This is a genomic window from Candidatus Accumulibacter necessarius (assembly GCF_036625085.1).
In genome coordinates, this window is record NZ_JAZKUM010000011.1 from 33,019 (window position 1) to 51,594 (window position 18,576).

General features: G+C 60.5%; 13 protein-coding genes. 3 read left to right on the top strand and 10 right to left on the bottom strand.

Annotated features, from left to right (window positions below):
• Positions 1-246: 246 nt before the first annotated feature.
• The 9 genes from V5B44_RS22840 to rpmH all read right to left on the bottom strand — a co-directional run bounded on the left by V5B44_RS22840 (position 247) and on the right by rpmH (position 12,101).
• On the bottom strand, positions 247-534 hold the full coding sequence (locus V5B44_RS22840; protein ID WP_332361346.1) for a hypothetical protein: 288 nt from the start codon (positions 532-534) through the stop codon (positions 247-249).
• On the bottom strand, positions 522-1,736 hold the full coding sequence (locus V5B44_RS22845; protein ID WP_332361347.1) for an RHS repeat-associated core domain-containing protein: 1,215 nt from the start codon (positions 1,734-1,736) through the stop codon (positions 522-524). The genes V5B44_RS22840 and V5B44_RS22845 overlap by 13 nt, the downstream gene beginning before the upstream one ends.
• 537 nt (positions 1,737-2,273) lie before the next feature.
• The gene (locus V5B44_RS22850; RefSeq protein ID WP_332361348.1) at positions 2,274-4,214 is read right to left on the bottom strand and encodes an Ig-like domain-containing protein; all 1,941 of its coding nucleotides are present in this window, start codon (positions 4,212-4,214) and stop codon (positions 2,274-2,276) included.
• Positions 4,211-7,942: a DUF6531 domain-containing protein gene (locus tag V5B44_RS22855; protein WP_332357583.1), complete on the bottom strand. Its 3,732-nt coding sequence runs from the start codon at positions 7,940-7,942 to the stop codon at positions 4,211-4,213. The genes V5B44_RS22850 and V5B44_RS22855 overlap by 4 nt, the downstream gene beginning before the upstream one ends.
• 379 nt (positions 7,943-8,321) lie before the next feature.
• Positions 8,322-9,683 (bottom strand): tRNA uridine-5-carboxymethylaminomethyl(34) synthesis GTPase MnmE, encoded by a 1,362-nt coding sequence (gene mnmE / locus V5B44_RS22860; protein WP_332361349.1) that lies wholly within the window; start codon positions 9,681-9,683, stop codon positions 8,322-8,324.
• Positions 9,649-11,331, bottom strand: coding sequence for a membrane protein insertase YidC (yidC, locus tag V5B44_RS22865; protein ID WP_332361350.1), 1,683 nt, complete (start codon positions 11,329-11,331; stop codon positions 9,649-9,651). The genes mnmE and yidC overlap by 35 nt, the downstream gene beginning before the upstream one ends.
• Positions 11,332-11,357: 26 nt before the next feature.
• On the bottom strand, positions 11,358-11,567 hold the full coding sequence (gene yidD, locus V5B44_RS22870) for a membrane protein insertion efficiency factor YidD (RefSeq protein ID WP_332361351.1): 210 nt from the start codon (positions 11,565-11,567) through the stop codon (positions 11,358-11,360).
• Between the two features lie 4 nt (positions 11,568-11,571).
• On the bottom strand, positions 11,572-11,970 hold the full coding sequence (gene rnpA, locus V5B44_RS22875) for a ribonuclease P protein component (protein ID WP_332361352.1): 399 nt from the start codon (positions 11,968-11,970) through the stop codon (positions 11,572-11,574).
• Positions 11,967-12,101 carry a 50S ribosomal protein L34 gene (rpmH, locus tag V5B44_RS22880; RefSeq protein ID WP_081444259.1) on the bottom strand — a complete coding sequence of 45 codons (135 nt, stop codon included), beginning with the start codon at positions 12,099-12,101 and terminating at the stop codon, positions 11,967-11,969. Before rpmH ends, rnpA begins: the two co-directional genes overlap by 4 nt.
• A gap of 302 nt (positions 12,102-12,403) precedes the next feature.
• Here rpmH and dnaA point away from each other — a divergent pair, with 302 nt between their 5' ends.
• The 3 genes from dnaA to gyrB all read left to right on the top strand — a co-directional run bounded on the left by dnaA (position 12,404) and on the right by gyrB (position 17,679).
• Complete coding sequence (gene dnaA / locus V5B44_RS22885; protein ID WP_332361353.1) at positions 12,404-13,804, top strand: chromosomal replication initiator protein DnaA; 1,401 nt, start codon at positions 12,404-12,406, stop codon at positions 13,802-13,804.
• A 212-nt stretch (positions 13,805-14,016) separates the two neighbouring features.
• Positions 14,017-15,147 (top strand): DNA polymerase III subunit beta, encoded by a 1,131-nt coding sequence (dnaN, locus tag V5B44_RS22890; RefSeq protein WP_332361354.1) that lies wholly within the window; start codon positions 14,017-14,019, stop codon positions 15,145-15,147.
• 63 nt (positions 15,148-15,210) lie between these two features.
• Complete coding sequence (gene gyrB / locus V5B44_RS22895) at positions 15,211-17,679, top strand: DNA topoisomerase (ATP-hydrolyzing) subunit B (protein WP_332361355.1); 2,469 nt, start codon at positions 15,211-15,213, stop codon at positions 17,677-17,679.
• Positions 17,680-17,691: 12 nt separating this feature from the next.
• Here the strand turns inward: gyrB and pyrF are convergent, their stop codons facing one another.
• Positions 17,692-18,513, bottom strand: coding sequence for an orotidine-5'-phosphate decarboxylase (gene pyrF, locus V5B44_RS22900; RefSeq protein ID WP_332361356.1), 822 nt, complete (start codon positions 18,511-18,513; stop codon positions 17,692-17,694).
• Positions 18,514-18,576: the final 63 nt, after the last annotated feature.

Genomic DNA, 18,576 nt, shown 5'->3' on the forward strand with positions numbered 1-18,576 from the left:
ATGAAAAGTCTCTATGGATCATATAGATGCTACGCAGAACTGTTCTTCGAGAAACGCCTACTGTAAAAAATTCCGACACTTTTCGACCCGGCGGCCGCATCGAGATGTAGCGGCGGATGCCTGCCGGGTCAGCCAGGAACTCGACCTGGGTCACCGGCGTTGCGCACAGCGCTTGTCGTCAGAGTTAATTAGGAGACTGTCACCGTAATTGCGGAATTCGGGCTGTCCCCGTAATTCCGGGATTACTCATTGGACCGGCTGTCCATCACCAGCGCATACCGTTTTGACGGGTAGGCCGTCTTTGTAATAGTAATACTCGATACATTTTTTGCCCCTCTGACTCACTTCTCGCTTTCCTATATCGCTGGCGGCAAAGAAGTCTCCTAGAGATGTACTGCCATTTTGGTGCCAGTCCATCTCCTGCCAAGAATAACCTTGGTTTAAACTACCCGCCGCACGAAACGAAAAATAAGCGATCACCAGGGCGACTATGCCCACCGCCACGGGTACTAGCCACCCCACTATTTTGCCCAAGGTGCACTCCAACCACTGCCCGGTTGAGATGCCGGATAGCCCGTCGCCCCATTTGCGGCATCTAAATCGAGCAATTTATTTCCGAGTGATACGGGTAGTATTTTATTTCCAGTATCGATACCCAAGACTTTTAAGCATCTCTGGACAGGGTTACCGCAATTGTTGCTTATCGAGCTGTAATCATCCCGTGACCAGGATAAGCATGCTTTCAAGGCTTTTTCCTGCTGGGGCTTGAGATTCAGCTTTACTTCCATCCCGTCTCTAAAGGCGTTCGCTTCACGGTAGCTCGACGTCGGCATATCACTCATCCCGCCAGGGCCAAAAGAATAGGTGGTCCCGTTAATATCCGTAGAGACGTGCCCGAACGAGGACCTCCCAAAGCCAACTGGCTGCCAAATTGTTACCCCAGTCTCGAGCCCCGTTCGATCGCTAAAGTTAAGCGGACTCCCCTCCGCATAGCCGTAAGTATTGATCCCCCCCGCCAACCCAATCGGATCACTCTGTCCATACCTTCCCAGTTCCGGGAAGTAATGATCTCTGAAGTAGTTATAGTGCGCCTGCGTCTCCTGGTCGAAGTACTGCCCCGGGAAGCGCAGATGGATCGTCGTCAGCCGGCCGTCGCCATCGGGGTCCTCCTCCGGCAAGGCCATGCCGAAGGGCTCGGTGGTGGGCGGGTTGCGCCAGACGACGGTCTGGCTCTCGTCCGTCGCGACGCGCGGTGTCCCGAGATGGTCCGCGTGCAGATAGAGGATCGTCAGGCCGGCGCTGGCCGGCGCATTGACCGTGATCGGCACCGCCGCGCTGGTCTGGCTCGCCCCAAGACGGTCGGTCGCCTGCGCGGTCAGGAGGTAGCGGCTGGCAGGAACGAGGTTCCAGACGACGCGGTACGGACTGCTCACCGCGCTGCCGATCAACGTCGCACCGTGGAAGAAGTCGACCCGGGCCACCCCGTCGGGATCGTTCGCGTCAGCGGTGAGCGTGACGGTTGCCGGCGCCGTGAAACTCTGGTTGGCCCCCGGGCTCGTCAGGCTCACCGTCGGTGGCAGGTTGCCCTGGACGGTGAGGTCGTGCGCCGCGCTGTCGGTGGCCCGGGCGGCCAGGTCGTAAGCCCCGGCCGTGGCGTTCGGCGAGTCAGCGGCATAAGGACTGTCGTCGGCGGTGGCGATGGCCGTGGCGTCAGCCAGGAACTCGACGTTGGTCACTGGCGTTTCGCGCAGTGCATATCGTCACGGTTAATTAAAATACTGTCACCGTAATTACGTATCGCATGGCGATCATAATTAATTACGCATACTGTCTCCGCAATTCTCCGCGAGCCTCTGTCCCTGTTTTGTAACTCGTCAAAGTCCCTCGTCTGCTCTCAAATAACCCTTTGCAATCAAATGTAATTTCATCGTACTTTGAAAATAGCAGATAGGGATTGATACGGTGTCGCTCTAAGAAATAGCTCCCGCTCGAAACGTATCCCGTTACGCCATTTTTCAAACGAACTCGAATTAGTAGATCGCTCTTCGTGTCCTCACATGAGAGAACGTGCGCTTGTTCACCTTCAGCCAGAGTATAAGCCAAGTCCTGATTTACGGGATTGGCATAAACTATAGTGGTTCCTGTTGCATGCAGCGTAATGATTTCACCTATGTGCAGCAGGTACATGCCTGCCGAAATCGCTGCCGCAACAATAACCACTGTACTGCATTTTGCCATTCGCATGCATATAAATGAAACGAACGATTTATGCATTACTGCCCACTTGGTAAATTTTTACCCGGATATTTCTTATTGCCGATAGCCCGAGGAGAATCATGAATTATTCGATAAACATCCATCGGAAGAACACGCGCCTTGTCTGCAGGATTTATGATCCCCAAGCGACTGAGGCATCGAATCCAGGGATTACCGCAATTATTCCTGATCTCCTGATAGTCGCCTGTCTCTTTCAGGCATTTTCTCAATAGTGCTTCTTCAAATGGCGACAAATCCAAGACAATGCCGCGACCGCCGCGGTCAATGTCAGGCTCGGTTTGGCGCCTCGCATAGGCATCAGCAGAAGGCCGTTGTGAATCCCAACCTTTCGGACCAAACGACCAATTCTCTCCGTTAATGTTGCCAGAAATATGCCCCCAACGACTCGCAAAACGCGGCCCAGACCCCCACTGAATAATCTCGGTATATAAGCCAAGAGGATCAATAAAATTTAAGGGCGAGGACTTGACGTAGGCGTACCCGTTGCCCCCCCCCGCCAACCCAATCGGATCACTCTGCCCATACCTTCCCAGTTCCGGGAAGTAATGATCCCTGAAGTAGTTGTAGTGCGCCTGCGTCTCCTGGTCGAAGTACTGCCCCGGGAAACGCAGGTTGATGGTCGTGACCCGGCCGTCGCCATCGGGGTCCTCCTCCGGCAAGGCCATGCCGAAGGGCTCGGTGGTGGGCGGGTTGCGCCAGACGACGGTCTGGCTCTCGTCCGTCGCGACGCGCGGTGTCCCGAGATGGTCCGCGTGCAGATAGAGGATCGTCAGGCCGGCGCTGGCCGGCGCATTGACCGTGATCGGCACCGCCGCGCTGGTTTGGCTCGCCCCAAGACGGTCGGTCGCCTGCGCGGTCAGGAGGTAGCGGCCGGCTGGAACGTGGTTCCAGGCGACGCGGTACGGACTGCTCACCGCGCTGCCGATCAGCGTCGCCCCGTGGAAGAAGTCGACCCGGGCCACCCCGTCGGGATCGTTCGCGTCAGCGGTGAGCGTGACGGTCGCCGGCGCCATGAAACTCTGGTTGGCCCCCGGGCTCGTCAGGCTCACCGTCGGTGGCAGGTTGCCCTGGACGGTGAGGTCGTGCGCCGCGCTGATGGTCGTCGCGCCGGCGCTGTCGGTCGCCCGGGCGGTGAGGCGGTAGACCCCCGCCGCGGGCGGCGTCCAGTCAAGACGGTAGGGAGCCGTCGTGCTGCCGCCGATCAGCGTCTGACCGTGGTAGAAGTCCACCCGGCTGATCGGGGTGTTGACTTCCACGTCGCTGGCCGTCGCCATCAGGGTCACGGTCGCTGACAGGGGATAGGCCGCGCCGTCGAGCGGTGCGGTGAGACTGACCGTCGGCGGCGTGTTGTGGCTGTCGACAATGATCCGGCGCGCGCCGCTGGTCGTCGCCGCGCCGGCACGGTCGGTCGCCCGCGCGCTCAGCTGGTAAGTCCCCGCCGCGACGTTCGGCCAGTCGACCGTATAAGGGCTGTTGCCGACGGTGGCGATGACCGTTGCGTCGGCCAGGAACTCGACCCGGGTCACCGGCGTGGCGCCGCTGGCATCCGCCGCCAGCGTGATCGTCGCCGGCGCGAGGTAGCGTGCGTCAGCGACCGGCGCGGTGAGGCTGACGGTCGGTGGCGTCGGGCTGACGCGGGCGCAACGAGGTAGCGTACAGCGCAGGACGCAGACGCGGGCATCGAGAATGTCAATGCGGCCGTTGCGATCCGGGTCGCGGGGATCGTCCGGGCCGCTGACCTTGGGACGGCCCGGTAGCGAGCGCTGGAGTTGGGTAACATCGTCCAGGTCGACGTCGCCATCCTGGTCGAGGTCGCAGGGGGTGGCCCAGGCCTGGCCGGCCAGGAGGACCAGGCAGAGGGAGCAAAGGCCACCGATCAGGCGGGCAAACCACCGGCGCAGGGAGCTTGCGGGGGTGAGGCAGTCGTTCGGCTTCATTGCAGCACCGCGACGGGCAGGTCTTCGAGCCACAGGTATTCGCGCTGGACGGTGCCGTCGGCGGCGCTTTCGGCGATCAGGCGACCTTCGGGGTCGTAACCGTAGACGGTGTCGGTGACGTCGATCTTGCGGACGCGTTCGCCGAGGCCGTTGTACTCGTAGCGGGTGATTCCGGCGGCGGTGGTGGTCTGGGCGAGGCGGCCCTGGCCGTCGTAGGCGAACTGGCTGGCTCCATCGCTGACCAGGCTGCCGTTGGCGTCCCAGCTGTAGTGCTTCGGCGGGGTGCTGTCGACACGCTGCAGGCGGTTGCTGGCCGGGTCGAGGGTGTAGGAGCGGGTCGTGCCGCCGAGGGTGTGACTCAGACGGTTGCCGGTGGCGTCCCAGGTGTAGCCGTAGCGGGTGTGGGGCAGGCTGGCGCTGGTCAGGCGGTCCAGGCTGTCGTAGCCGTAGGTCGCGCTGCGCGCTGCCTGCGCGGCGTCGAACTGGGCGCTGAGGCGGCCGGCGGCATCGTGGCTGAGCAGCCAGTGCTCGTTGCCGAGAGTGTAGCTGCTCGGACGGCCGTCCTGGTCCTGATTGCGGGTGTGCTTCTGGCCGGCACCGTCGCGGTAGCTGTGGACGCCGCCGAAGGGGTGATAGCTGATTTCGCTGGCGATCAGCCGCGTGCGGCCGTCGCCGCCGGGGGCGCTATCGGTCAGGTGGATTGCGCTGATGCGGCCGTTGCTGTCGCGGCTGTAGGCGAGGTGGCGGCCGCTGGCGGTGGTGAAGCCGGTGAGGCGGCCGGCTGACCAGGTCCAGGTGAGGGTGTGGCTCGCCTGGCCGACGCTGCGGGTCTGGCGGATCAGGCGGCCCGGCGGGTCGTAGGTGTTCTCGAGACGGCTGATGAGCTGGTCGTTCTGCCGGTCTTCGATGCGGCTCAGGCGGCCGATGCCGTTGGCGCCCTGGTCCCAGAGGACATCGCTGCGCCGGCCGTCGGCGTAGTGGATGCGGCTGAGGCGGTTGAGGGCGTCGTAGTCGAAGGTGGTGGTCTGGCCCTTGCCGTCGGTGCGGCTGATTTCGTTGCCGGCGGCGTCATGGCGGCTGCTGGTCAGGCCACTGTCGGGGCTGTGCTGCTGTGTCCGGTTGCCGAGGCCGTCGATGGTGTAGGTGGTGGCGAGGTTTCTCGGGTCGGTGACGCGGCGCAGGCGGTCCTGGCCGTCGTACTGGTAGTGGGTCTGGCCACCGGCGGCGTCGGTGACCTGGCGCAGGCGGTCGAGGGCGTCGTAGGCGAGGACGGTCTGCTGGTTGAGCGGGTCGGTGATGCGGCTACGGTTGCCCTGGGCGTCGTGTTCGTAGGCGGTGATCTGGCCGCGGGCGCCGATCTCCTGGGCGAGACGGCCGAGCTTGTCGTAGAGGCGTTGGCGGGTCTGGGCGAGCTGGCCGGTGGCGTCGTGGATTGCTTCGTGCAGGCGGTTGCCCTGGGCGTCGAGGGTGTAGCGGATCTGATTGCCGAGGCCGTCGCTGAGGGTGGTGAGGCGATGCGCGGGGTCCCGGGTGTAGTCGAGGTGGCTGCCGTCGGGGAGGGTGATGCGGGTGATCTGTCCGGCGGGGTCGTAGGTGATGGTGGTGACTTCGCCGTCGACGCTGCGGCTGGTGAGGCGCTGGCGGGGGTCGTAGCCGAGCGTGGTGACGCTGCCGTTGGCGTCGATGAGGGTGAGCGGCTGGCCATGTTCGTTGTAGGCGGTGATCTCGGTGCGTTGTCCGAGGGCGTTGGTGATGCTGGCGAGCTGGCCGCGCCGGCCGGGGTCGGGATCGTCGAGGTCGTAGTAGCGGTAACTGTTGAGGTCGGCGAGGTCGATGCGCGGGCCGTCGGCGCTGAGGATCTGGCCCTGCTCGTTGTAGCGGTAGGTCCAGGTGCGGGGCTGGCCGGTCAGGGTGGCGTTGAAGCCGCTGCTGCCGTCGGTGTCGGTGGTGGCCTGTTCGCTGTGCTGGCAGACGAGGGCGAGCGGCTGGGGATCGGGGGCGCAGCTGACGGGGCTGCCGGCGAGGGGGTCGCCGTGGTAGGTCCAGGTGCTGAGGCGATTCGGTTCGGCCCGCTGGACGGGGCGGCGCCAGGTGGCGTGCCACTGCGTGGAGACGGTGCGCATTTCGGCCTGGCCGGTGGCTTCGCTGCGGCGGGTTTCGAGGTTGCGGCTGAGGTCGTGCTGGGTGGTGTCGAGGCGGCCGTTGAAGTCGGTGCGGCGGCTGAGGTTGCCGTTGGCGTCGTAGGTGTAGGTCTGGCTGAGGCCGGGAAGCAGGGGGTGGCTGCTGCGGCTGACTTTGTTGACGCCGAGGATGGCCTGGTAGCTGTGCTGGCTGACGGCGTTGAGGGGGTGGGTGAGGGTGACGCCGGTGATCTGGTCCCCGCTGGTTTGGTAGGTGAGCTGGTGCCGGTCGACGCCGCCAGCGTGTTCGCTGCTGGTGGCGCGGGCGTTGGCGTCGTAGGTCCAGCTGGCGTAGGGGGTGGCGTTTTCGTCGATGAGGCCAGTGAGCAGGGCCGGTTGGCGCTGGCCGGCGACGGTGACCTGGGTGTAGGTGTAGCGTCGTTCGCTGTGATCGGGGTAGCGGACGGTGTCGAGTGAGCCGTCGGGGTCGTAGCGGTAGGTGGTGGCCTGGCCGGCGGGGTCGGTGAGGGTGCTCAGGCGACCGTCGGGGTCGTAAGTGAGTTGCAGGCGGCGGTCGGCCGGGTCCCTGACTTCGCTGAGGCGACCGGTTGCGTCGTAGGTGTAGCTGAGGCGGCGGCCGTCGGCGAGGGTGCGGCTGAGGCGGCGGCCGCTGCGGTCGAAGGTTTCGCGGGCGTCGTCGGGGCCGTGCCAGGTCCAGCCTTGGCCGGTCTGGCTGAGCTGGCCGACGAGGTCGGCGTCGGCGGTCCATGGGCCATTGCCGGATTGGCGGTAGTGGTGGATCTGGCCGTCTTCGCGCTGGACGACGACGAGGCCGGGGACGCTGGGGTTGAGACTGACTTCGTGGTTGTGCCGCCAGCGGTTGCCGAGCGGGCGCGGCGGTGCGCTGAAGTCGTGGTAGGGGTTCTGGCTGTCGTAGTGGCGGACGAAGTCGAGTGGTGAGGTGCCGGCAGCGCGGTAGTCGGTTTCTTGCTGGCGCTTGCAGCCCTGGCCGGGGACGATGGGGTTGCCGATACAGCTTTGCGCTTCCTTGATCTGGGCCGGTAGATGGCACAGGTTACTGTCCAGTTCGGCGACGGCATCGCGCAGGTAGGTTTGCGGGGTGTCGCCGAGCGGCAGGTGGAGGGGGCTGGGGAAGACGCCGAGGTGGGGCGTCGGCTGGACGGGATAGCGGTTGACGTCGACGCCGGCGACTTCGCCGCGGTACGTCCGGTGGATGCCGAGGTAGTGCAGGCGGCACCAGCCTTCAAAGGCTTTGAGGTTGAAGAGGAAGGATTTCTGGAGGGCTTCCCGGATGGCGGTCGGGGTGTACCAGCCCATTTCGTAGCCGTCGGAAAAGCCGAGGCCGCTGTCGTGGATGACGCTGCCACTGGCGTTGCAGCGCAGGGGCGAGACGGCGAAGAGGTATTTGCCGGTGCTGTCAGGGCCCTGGCGAGCGGAGATCTCGAAGCCGATTGCGAAGTTGGGGTAGCTGCAGGTGGCGCTCCAGGCGGCCGGGGCGCCGAGCAGGGCGGCGATGGCGAGAAGGGCACGGGGGGTCCAGTGGGGCCAGCGCGGTATGGTCGGAGACGGGGCGCGGGGTCTCTTCATCCTGGGGGTCCTGGCGTCTGGAGCTGGCTGTCCTGTGGGTGAGCAGTTTGCGGCGTTTTCCCTGAGGCGCTGTTGAGCAGCCCGAGGGTATCCGGTCTCCGGTTCGCTGTTGTCAGCGGCCAATCTTCAGAGCGGAAAACCCCCCCAATCCACCAGCCGACCCCCAGAAGGGTCGAATCCCCAAGGCGACACCACGAATTTCAACCTATTTGCAAGGGAATTGCAAGGGGGACAGCCGTTCAGTTGCCCAACGTATGTCGACCGTGGTCCCCTCTCCCTCCTTTCCCTCTAATGAATATACTGTCCCCGTAATGCGGCTCTATTTACCCTCAAATTAATATACTGTCCCTTAAATACGTCCCTTAAATACTCGTAATACTCACTTGCCAATACAAAAGCGCCCGAAGATCTCGCCCAGAAGGTCATCGGCACTGAATTCGCCGGTGATGGCGCTCAGCGACAACTGCGCTAGGCGAAGCTCCTCGGCAAAGAGTTCCAGCCGCGGCAATTGTTCGCGCGCGCGGTCCATATGTCGGCAGGTTTCGGTGAGGGCGCGCAGGTGACGTTCTCGGGCAATGAAGACATCTTCGGCGGGATGCCAGCCAGCGATGCGCAACAACTCCTGACGCAGCAGTTCGATGCCGGCGCCGGTCCTGGCAGACAGGGCAATCGCCACGGCATCGGCTTCTTCGCGGCGTTCAGCTGCCAGGGAGACCAGATCGATCTTGTTGTAGACCGTCAGCCGAGCAAGCTGAGCAGGAAACTGAGCCATGATGGCCCGGTCGGCGGGGCCGACACCGGTGCGCGCATCAACCAGCAGGACGACTACGTCGGCGCGTTCGATCTCGCGCCAGGTGCGTTCAATACCGATCTTCTCGATCTCGTCGTCGGTCTCGCGCAAGCCTGCGGTGTCGATCACATGCAGCGGGATACCATGAATCTGCAAGGTGCTGCGCACCAGATCTCGCGTCGTGCCGGGAAGCGGGGTAACGATTGCCAGCTCGTCGCCGGCCAGCCGGTTGAGCAGGCTGGATTTGCCGACATTCGGCTGGCCGGCGAGTACGACGTGCAGGCCGCCCTGCAGCAGCCGGCCCTGCTGGGCGCGGTCGAACACCTGAGTCAAGCACTGCTGCAGGCGCTCAAGGCGGCCAAAGGCATCGGCCGCTTCGAGGAAGTCGACTTCCTCGTCGGGAAAGTCGAGGGTGGCTTCGACCAGGGCGCGGAGTTCGGTCAGTTGCGCCAGCAGGGCGTTCACTTCCCTGGAAAACTCGCCCTGCAGCGAGCGCACGGCGCTACGGGCGGCGGCTGTCGTCGCCGCGTCGATCAGATCGATGACCGCCTCGGCCTGCGCCAGGTCGAGTTTGCCGTTGAGGTAGGCCCGGCGCGTGAACTCGCCGGGTTCGGCGAGTCGTGCACCAAGTTCGAGGCAGCGCGCCAGCAGCATCTGCATGACCACGGGCCCACCGTGGCCGTGCAGCTCGAGGACATCCTCGCCGGTAAAGGAGCCTGGCGCCGGGAAGTACAGCAGCAGCCCGGTGTCGATCACGCTCCGGTCAGCCGCCGAGAAATCGGTGAGCGTTGCCACTCGGGCGGCCGGCCGTTTGCCGCTAATTGCTTCAGCAAACGCGAGGAGGCCTTTTCCCGAGACGCGGATGACGCCGATACCACCGCGACCAGCAGCGGTCGCGATGGCGGCTATGGTTGCCTCAGGCCTTGCTGTCGTTGGCGGCTTTTCCGCCACGTTCGATCATCCTTGTGATCTGCCATTGCTGGGCTATCGAAAGGATGTTGTTCACCACCCAGTAGAGCACCAGGCCGGCCGGGAAGAAGAAGAACATCGCGCCAAAAATGAACGGCATCATCATCATCACCTTGGCCTGAATCGGATCGGGCGGGGTGGGATTGAGCTTGGTCTGGATCAACATGGTGACGACCATGATCACCGGCAGAACATAATAGGGATCCTGCGCCGAGAGGTCGGTAATCCAGAGGATCCACGGTGCATCGCGGATTTCAACGGCACCCAGCAAGGCCCAGTAGAGGGCGATGAAAACCGGGATTTGCACGGCTATGGGCAGGCAGCCGCCGAGCGGGTTGATCTTTTCACGCTTGTAGAGCGCCATCATCTCCTGGTTGAGCTTCTGGCGGTCGTCGCCATAGCGTTCCTTGAGGGCCATCAGCCGCGGCGTGACGGTCTTCATCTTGGCCATTGACTTGTAGCTGGCCGCCGACAGCGGGAAGAACAGCAGTTTGATGCACACGGTGAGCAGGACGATCGCCCAGCCCCAGTTACCGACCACCTTGTAGATGGCTTCGAGGCACCAGAAGATCGGCGCAGCGATGATTGTCAACCAGCCATAGTCGACCACCAGCGGCAGGCCCTGCGCGCCAATACCGCCGTCTGCCTTGGGCTTGGCAAGTTGTTCAAGCGTTGTCTGAATCTGTGGGCCGGCATAGATTGGCACCGAAAGGGTGGCCTTGGTGCCGGGCGCAGCAACCGGTGCCGGCACAATGACCCCCGCCGCAACGGCAGGACTGACGCTGTTTTCCACCATCCGCATGTAAAACTCGCGCGGTAATCCGGGCTCCGGAATCCAGGCAGAGACAAAGTAGTGCTGAATCATGGCAAGCCAGCCGTTATCTGCCTTGGTTGCGAAGTTGGCCTTGCCTTTCTCGATGTCGGCAAAGGCGACCTTCTGGAACTTTTCCTGGTCGGTATAGACTGCCGGGCCGGTGAAGGTCGAGACCATCGAACTTTCACCATCAGGCGCCTTAATGTCGCGCTGCAACTGATAGTAGGCGTGCGCTGCGATCTCCTTCTCGCCCTTGTTGTCGATTTCATAGGCGACGTTGATCAGATAGCTGCCGCGGGTGAAGGTATAGACTTTGGCCACGCTGACGCCGTTGGTCGTCGGTGCCTCCAGGCGAAGCTCCAGGGTCTCGGCGTCACTGCCGAGCTCTCTCTTGCCCGCTACCGCAGAAAAGACGGTCTTGTGATTGGGCAGGTTGTCACCGATCAGACCGCTCTGCGCGACGTACTGATGCTTGGCCTCAAAAAGCGCGAAGTCCTTTTTCTTGTTGACGCTGTCCTTGTAGTGATTGAACTCGAGGCGGACGATGTCACCACCCTGCTTCGAAATCTCGGCACTCAACAGATCGGTCTTGACGACGACTGTTTCGGCTCGTTCAGCACCAGGCACGGCGGCAGTCACAGGTGCCACCGGAAGCGGTGCGTGCAGGCTTGAGGTCGGCTGTGGTGTCGGCGTTTCGGCCGTGCTGACCGTGATTGAAGCAACGGCCTTCGGCTGGTTGTACTTCTGCCAGGCGTCCCAGAGCATCACCAGCGAGAACGAAAAAACAAGGAGGAGGAGCAGGCGTCGGTTATCCATGAAAACCTATACGATTTGATTGCTGTTCAGGGTACTGGGTCAAAACCGCCTGGATTCCACGGATGACAGCGGCACAGTCGGCGCAGGGACAGACCTGCCCCTTTGATGGCGCCATACTTCTCGACGGCGTCTGCTGCGTACTCGGAACAACTGGGGAAAAACCGGCAGCGGCGGCCGAGCATGGGGCTGACCGCGTATCGGTAAAAGGCTATCAACGCCAGCAGCAACTGTTTCATCGGCTCATCGTTGAGGTGAGGTCGCCTTGCTCAACAAGGCATTGATTTCCTGCGCCATGGCTTGCCGATCAAGAGTTGATGGCTTGACGGCCAACCGTAGCACGAAATCGCTTGAGCGAAGCTGCGCCCGCAGCAGGCGGAACTGCTCCCTGGCCAGACGTCGAAGAAGGTTTCGATCAACGGAGCGACGCAGGAAGCGCTTGGCAACAACCAGTCCTAGCCGAGCTCCCGGCACTTCGTCGACACCACGCGGGCGATAATGTAGCAGGAAATGCCGACTTTTCAGTGCCCTCCTGAAACCAAAAACGGATGAATACTCATCCGTTTTGATCAGGCGGTAGTGCTTCGGAAAAGTGGCAGATGCTAGTGCAAGATCGCCCGTGGCAAGGGAGCTACCGCTCAAACGGCCAGGCGGTGACGACCTTTGGCACGACGGGCCCTGATTACGGCACGACCGCCACGGGTAGACATGCGAACGAGGAAGCCGTGCGTGCGCTTGCGGCGAACAACCGACGGTTGATAGGTACGTTTCATGGTTAAACCCTTGAAGTCAAAGCAAGAAAAACGTGCAATTAGACAGCCTCCGCGAGACCTTTGTCAAGGCCATATTTTTGTTCGAGCTGTGGATAACTTCGCCCCAACGGGTTAGAATTTGCGTTTAGGAATTCTCGGCAAGAGATGGCACCAGACTCCCAGCGGCAAGCTGACGCGTCTGCTGGTTAGCTTGCCGCTGCCAGCGATGCCCACTGATGTTGTTGAGTTCAAGAAAGAAAAATGCAGCATCTTCAGCCACCCAGACCTTTGCCCCACGTCAGAATTTACCGTCATGATCGCCAATGAGTAGCTTCTGGTCGTCCTGCCTGAGCCAGTTCGAACAGGAACTCCCGCCGCAGCAATTCAATACCTGGATCCGGCCCCTGCGTCTTGACGGTGAAGAGGACTTGGCGCGCGGCTTGCGCTTGCTGGCGCCAAACGGTTTCATCCTGAAGTGGGTCAAGGAGCGTTATCTGGCAAGAATTGAAGCACTGGGAAGCGAGTACTTCTCGGTTCCCGTCAACATCACGCTGACCTTGGGCGAACGTGTCGCTGTAGCGCCGACTCAGGTTTCAGGTGCGACTGGCAGGGCTGCGAACCCCACGGCCGGGAAGATGGTTGCCGTTGGTACGATGGCGAGAATGGCGGCTCCGGTTGAGAAGGACCGGTCGAGCTACGAGAAAACCAGGTTGATCCCTACTTTCACCTTCGACAACCTGGTCGTGGGAAAGGCAAACGATCTCGCGCGGGCAGCCGCCAGGCGCGTCGCCCTCAGTCCTGGCGAAGCGACTTACAACCCCTTGTTCATCTATGGCGGCGCTGGTCTTGGCAAGACCCACCTGGTACACGCGATCGGCAACCAGATTCTCGAACATTGCCCGGAAAAGGTGGTGCGTTACGTCCATGCCGAGGACTACTATTCCGACGTCGTTCGTGCTTACCAGCAGAAGTCATTCGACGTGTTCAAGCGCTACTATCGGTCACTGGACGTGCTGCTGCTCGACGACGTTCAGTTCTTCAACGGCAAGAACCGAACGCAGGAAGAGTTTTTCTACGTCTTCAACGCGCTGAGTGAGGCAAAGAAACAGATTGTCATCAGCTGTGACACCTATCCGAAAAACATTTCCGGTCTGGAGGATCGTCTGGTAACCCGTTTCGACTGGGGACTGACGGTTCAGATAGAGCCGCCGGAAACGGAAATGCGCGTTGCGATCCTGCAAAGGAAAGCGGAGGCGGAGGGAGTAGCACTCGACGACGAGGTCGCTTTTTACGTCGCCAAACATCTGCGCTCCAATGTTCGCGAACTGGAGGGAGCGCTGAAAAAGGTCCTCGCCTACTCCGCGTTTCACGGTCAGAACATAGCACTCGATCTGGCCAAGGAGGCTCTCAAGGACATGATCGGTTCGGTCAACCGGCAGATCACGGTCGAGAACATCCAGAAGACCGTGGCCGAGTATTTCAAGATCAAGGTAGCCGACCTGTTTTCGAAGAAGAGAACTCGGGTGATTGTCCGACCGCGGCAGATCGCCATGTGGCTGGCAAAGAATCTGACCTCGCAAAGCTATCCGTCTATCGGCAGTGCCTTTGGTGGTCGTGACCATACGACAGTACTGCATGCTGTACGAACGATTGATGAACTGCGTACCCGGGATAACGACCTCAATCACGACGTGCATGTGCTGCAGCAGGTGCTCAAGGGCTGACTCAGCCCTGGGGACGAATCAGTGGAAAAGTTGTTGAGGAATAGTGAACAAGACGTGCGAGAAGGGCTTGTGGATAAGTTGTAAGAATGAGTACACAACACGATACCGCCCTTATACAGTCGTGAAATGATATATAACTTATTGATTAAATTATAAAAATTGTATGTATCAACAGACTTGACCGGACCATAGTCTTTTTAGGATTTATATATATGCTTCTTATCAAAACACGGCGAGACGTTCTTTTGGCACCCTTGCAGGCAGTTTCCGGGATAGTGGAAAGACGTCACACGTTGCCGATCCTTTCCAATGTTCTGCTCGAAAAGAGGGGACAGGTGCTGACGCTGCTGGCGACCGACATCGAGATCCAGATCACCACGTCCACGACCGGCGCCAGCGGTGAGGGCGATGGCGCGGTCACCGTTGGTGCCCGAAAGTTACAGGAGATCCTGCGCTCACTGCCGGAAGCCGCGGAAGTCAGCCTCATTCTCGAGGACAGACGGATGCAGGTGAAAGCGGGAAAGAGCCGCTTCAACCTGCAGACCTTGCCTGCTGACGACTTTCCGTGCATGGCGCTTTCCGAGGGGGAAGCCAGGAGGTTTGCGGTAAGCCAGAAGCAGTTTCGTCATTTGCTCGCGCAAACCCATTATTCGATGGCGACGCAGGACGTTCGCTATTACCTCAACGGGCTCCTCTTGCTCGTTGAAGGCGGTGAGCTGCGTGCCGTAGCGACCGATGGTCATCGGCTTGCCTATGCGAGCATGGCCCTCGGTGATACAGGGGATGCATCACCTCCGGATAGCGGCCAGCGTCAGGAAGTCATTCTGCCGCGCAAGACGGTGATCGAACTGAATCGTTTGCTCGCCGATAGCGATGAGCCTTTGTCGATCGAGATTCTGCCGGCGCAAATCCGCTTCCAGTTTGGACAGATCAATCTTGTTTCGAAGCTGATCGATGGGAGATTCCCGGATTATCAGAGGGTCATACCGACAGCGCTCCGGAATGTCGTGGCCGTGGAGCGCAGTCTTCTGCTGCAGTCGATGATCAGAGCGGCAATTCTGACCAACGAGAAGTTTCGTGGCGTTCGCTTGGTCCTCGCGGACGGCAGTTTGAAGATCATGGCCGCCAATGCTGAACAGGAGGAAGCGCAGGAAGAGATTGAAGTGGATTACAGCGGCGAGCCCCTGGACGTCGGTTTCAATGTGTCCTATCTGCTTGATGTCCTGAACAATACGGCCGACGACATCATCGAGTGGGGTTTCAACGACGCCAATTCAAGTGCGCTGTTGACCATCCCGGGCAACGACCGATTCAAGTACGTCGTGATGCCGATGCGGATCTAGCTGAGTTGGTAGCAAAGGCCCGGAAGTTGCAGCGGTTCAACACGAAAGGAATACCGGTTTCAGATGATTGAAGAGAACGAGCAGTTTGCCTACGACGAATCCAGCATCCAGCAGCTTGAGGGCCTGGAGGCAGTGCGCAAGCGTCCCGGGATGTATATCGGGGATACTTCTGACGGCACGGGTTTGCACCACATGGTGTTTGAAGTGGTTGATAACGCCATTGACGAGGCTCTGGCCGGTCATTGCGATGATATCGTGATCACCATCCATGCCGACAATTCGATATCGGTGAGCGACAACGGTCGTGGTATCCCGACCGGGATAAAGTTCGACGACAAGCATGAGCCGAAGCGGTCGGCGGCCGAGATCGTGATGTGTGTGCTGCACGCGGGTGGCAAGTTCAATCAGAATTCCTACAAGGTATCGGGCGGTTTGCACGGCGTTGGCGTTTCCTGTGTCAATGCGCTTTCCCGGTGGTTGCGTCTGACTGTTCGGCGTGAGGGCAAGAAGCACTTGGTGGAGTTCAATCGGGGCTCTGTCGTCGATCGACTGATCGAAGTTCAGAGGGGTGTCGAGGTTTCCCCACTGAGGGTGGTGGGTCACACCGAGAAGCGAGGTACCGAGCTTCACTTCATGGCTGATGAGGAGATCTTTGGCCAGGTCGAGTTTCACTACGAGATCATCGCCAAGCGCCTGCGAGAGCTTTCCTTTCTGAACAATGGCGTGAAGATTCGCCTCAATGACCAGCGCACTGGCAAGGACGAGAATTTTGCCTTTCTCGGGGGCGTCAAGGGGTTCGTCGAGTACATCAATCGGACAAAATCGGTTCTGCATCCGAACATCTTCTACGCCAGCGGTGAGTCATTGAGCGTCAATGGTGCCATCAGCATCGAAGTGGCCATGCAGTGGAACGACAGCTACGCCGAGCAGGTTCTCTGTTTCACCAACAACATCCCGCAGGCTGACGGTGGAACCCACATGACCGGGCTGCGCGCGGCCATGACGCGGGTGATCAATCGCTATATCGAAGAAAACGAGATTGCCAAGAAGGCCAAGGTCGATATCAGTGGCGATGACATGCGCGAGGGCCTTGCTTGCGTTCTGTCGGTGAAAATGCCGGATCCAAAGTTTGCTTCACAGACCAAGATGAAGCTGGTCTCCTCGGAGGCACGTCCGGCAGTCGAAGAAGTGGTGGCGGCGAAACTGACAGAGTTCCTGCAGGAGCGGCCGGTCGATGCGAAGGTCATTACCGGCAAGATCGTGGAAGCCGCACGTGCTCGGGACGCCGCGCGCAAGGCCAGGGAAATGACTCGACGCAAGGGATTGCTCGATGGCGTTGGTCTGCCGGGCAAGCTTGCCGATTGCCAGGAGAAGGACCCGGCGCTTTGTGAGCTCTATCTGGTCGAGGGTGATTCTGCCGGAGGTTCGGCCAAACAGGGCAGAGACCGGAAGTTCCAGGCCATCCTACCGCTCAAGGGAAAAATCCTGAACGTGGAGAAGGCTCGTTTCGACAAACTGATTTCGTCACAGGAGATCGTCACCCTGATTACCGCACTTGGTACCGGTATCGGAAAGGACGAGTACAAGCCGGAGAAGCTACGCTATCATCGGTTGATCATCATGACCGATGCCGACGTCGACGGGGCCCATATCCGCACACTGTTGCTCACCTTCTTTTACCGGCAGATGCGGGAACTGGTGGAGGGTGGCCATATCTACATCGCGCAGCCGCCGCTGTACAAGGTCAAGCATGGCAAGACCGAGCGCTACATCAAGGATGATCAGGCGCTGAAGCAGTTCCTGCTGACCCTAGCGCTCGAGGGTTCGGTGCTGACCCCACAGGCCGGTTCGCCAGAAATCTCGGGATCTGCGCTGGAAAACCTGGCAAGAGAGTATCTGCTGGCCGAGGCAGTGATCAATCGTCTTTCGCATCTGATCAACCCGGAGGTGCTGCATGCGCTGATCGACAGCAATCTGAAGGTTGAACTCGCCGATGAAACGTCTTCCATGGCCAGCGCAGACGCTTTGATGAAAGCCGTGGGGAACAAGCTGGGCATCAATATCCTGGCACGCTATGACGCAGTTCAGGAGCGTTGGCAGCTCCGTCTGGAAAAGATTCTGCATGGCAACCTCAAGCTGGGTGTCATTGACGAAGACTTGTTGGTCAGCGGTGATTACGCGCAGCTGCGGAGGACGGCCGAGATTCTCGCAGGGCTCTTTGGTGCGGGTGGTTTCGTCGTCCGCGGTGAAAAGAAGAAGGCGGTCAGCAGTTTTGCAGAAACAATGCAATGGCTGCTCAGCGAGGTCGAGCGTAGTGTCAGCAAGCAGCGGTACAAAGGCCTCGGAGAGATGAACCCGGCGCAACTCTGGGAAACGACAATGGACCCGAAGGTACGGCGTTTGCTCAAGGTTCAGATTGAAGACGCAATCGGTGCCGATGAGATTTTCAGCACACTGATGGGGGAACTGGTGGAGCCGCGTCGCAGTTTCATCGAATCGAATGCTCTGGCAGCACGCAACATTGACGTTTGACGCAAAGTTGACTCAGCCCGATAGGCGATGGCGGTTGATGGCATCGCGAGTAGACCGGGCCATTGCGCGTGCGGCCTCTGCGTAATCTTCACCATTGCCGGCGTAGAGGATGGCGCGGGAGGAATTGATCACCAGGCCGCAGCCGCTCGCCGTGCGCCCAGCGCGTACAGTCGCTTCGATGTCACCGCCCTGTGCTCCGATGCCCGGTACAAGCAGCGGCATGTCGCCGGTCAAGGTTCGGACGCGGGCGATCTCGCCGGGGAAGGTGGCGCCGACAACCAGGGCGCACTGACCATTGACATTCCATTGCGTGCTTACCAGACGGGCAACTCGCTCGTAAAGCCTTTCGCCGCCGACCTCGAGAAACTGCAGATCACTGCCACCAGCGTTCGATGTCCGGCAAAGGATGATGACGCCCTTGTCGCTGTAGGCCAGGTAGGGAGCCACCGAGTCGTGTCCCATGTAGGGGTTGATCGTTACCGCATCGGCCTGGAAGCGTTCGAAAGCCTCGATCGCATACTGTTCGGCGGTGCTGCCGATGTCGCCGCGCTTGGCATCAAGGATCACGGGCGTAGCCGGATGCTGGCGATGGATATGTTCAATCAGTGTTTCGAGTTGATCTTCCGCGCGGCGCGCGGCGAAATACGCTATCTGGGGTTTGAAGCAGCAGACGAGGTCTGCCGTGGAGTCGACAATGGCTGCGCAGAACTGGAAAATGGCATCCGGCTTGCCTTTGAGGTGGCGAGGGAAGCGGTCAGGGTCGGGATCGAGACCAACGCAAAGCAGGCTGTCGCGCTCGCGCCAAGCCGAGTTCAAGGCATGGATGAAGTTCATGGCTATAGCAGTTGTTGCAAAGGCATCATTCTAAGAGGTATTCGTATCGACGGCTTGGCTTGC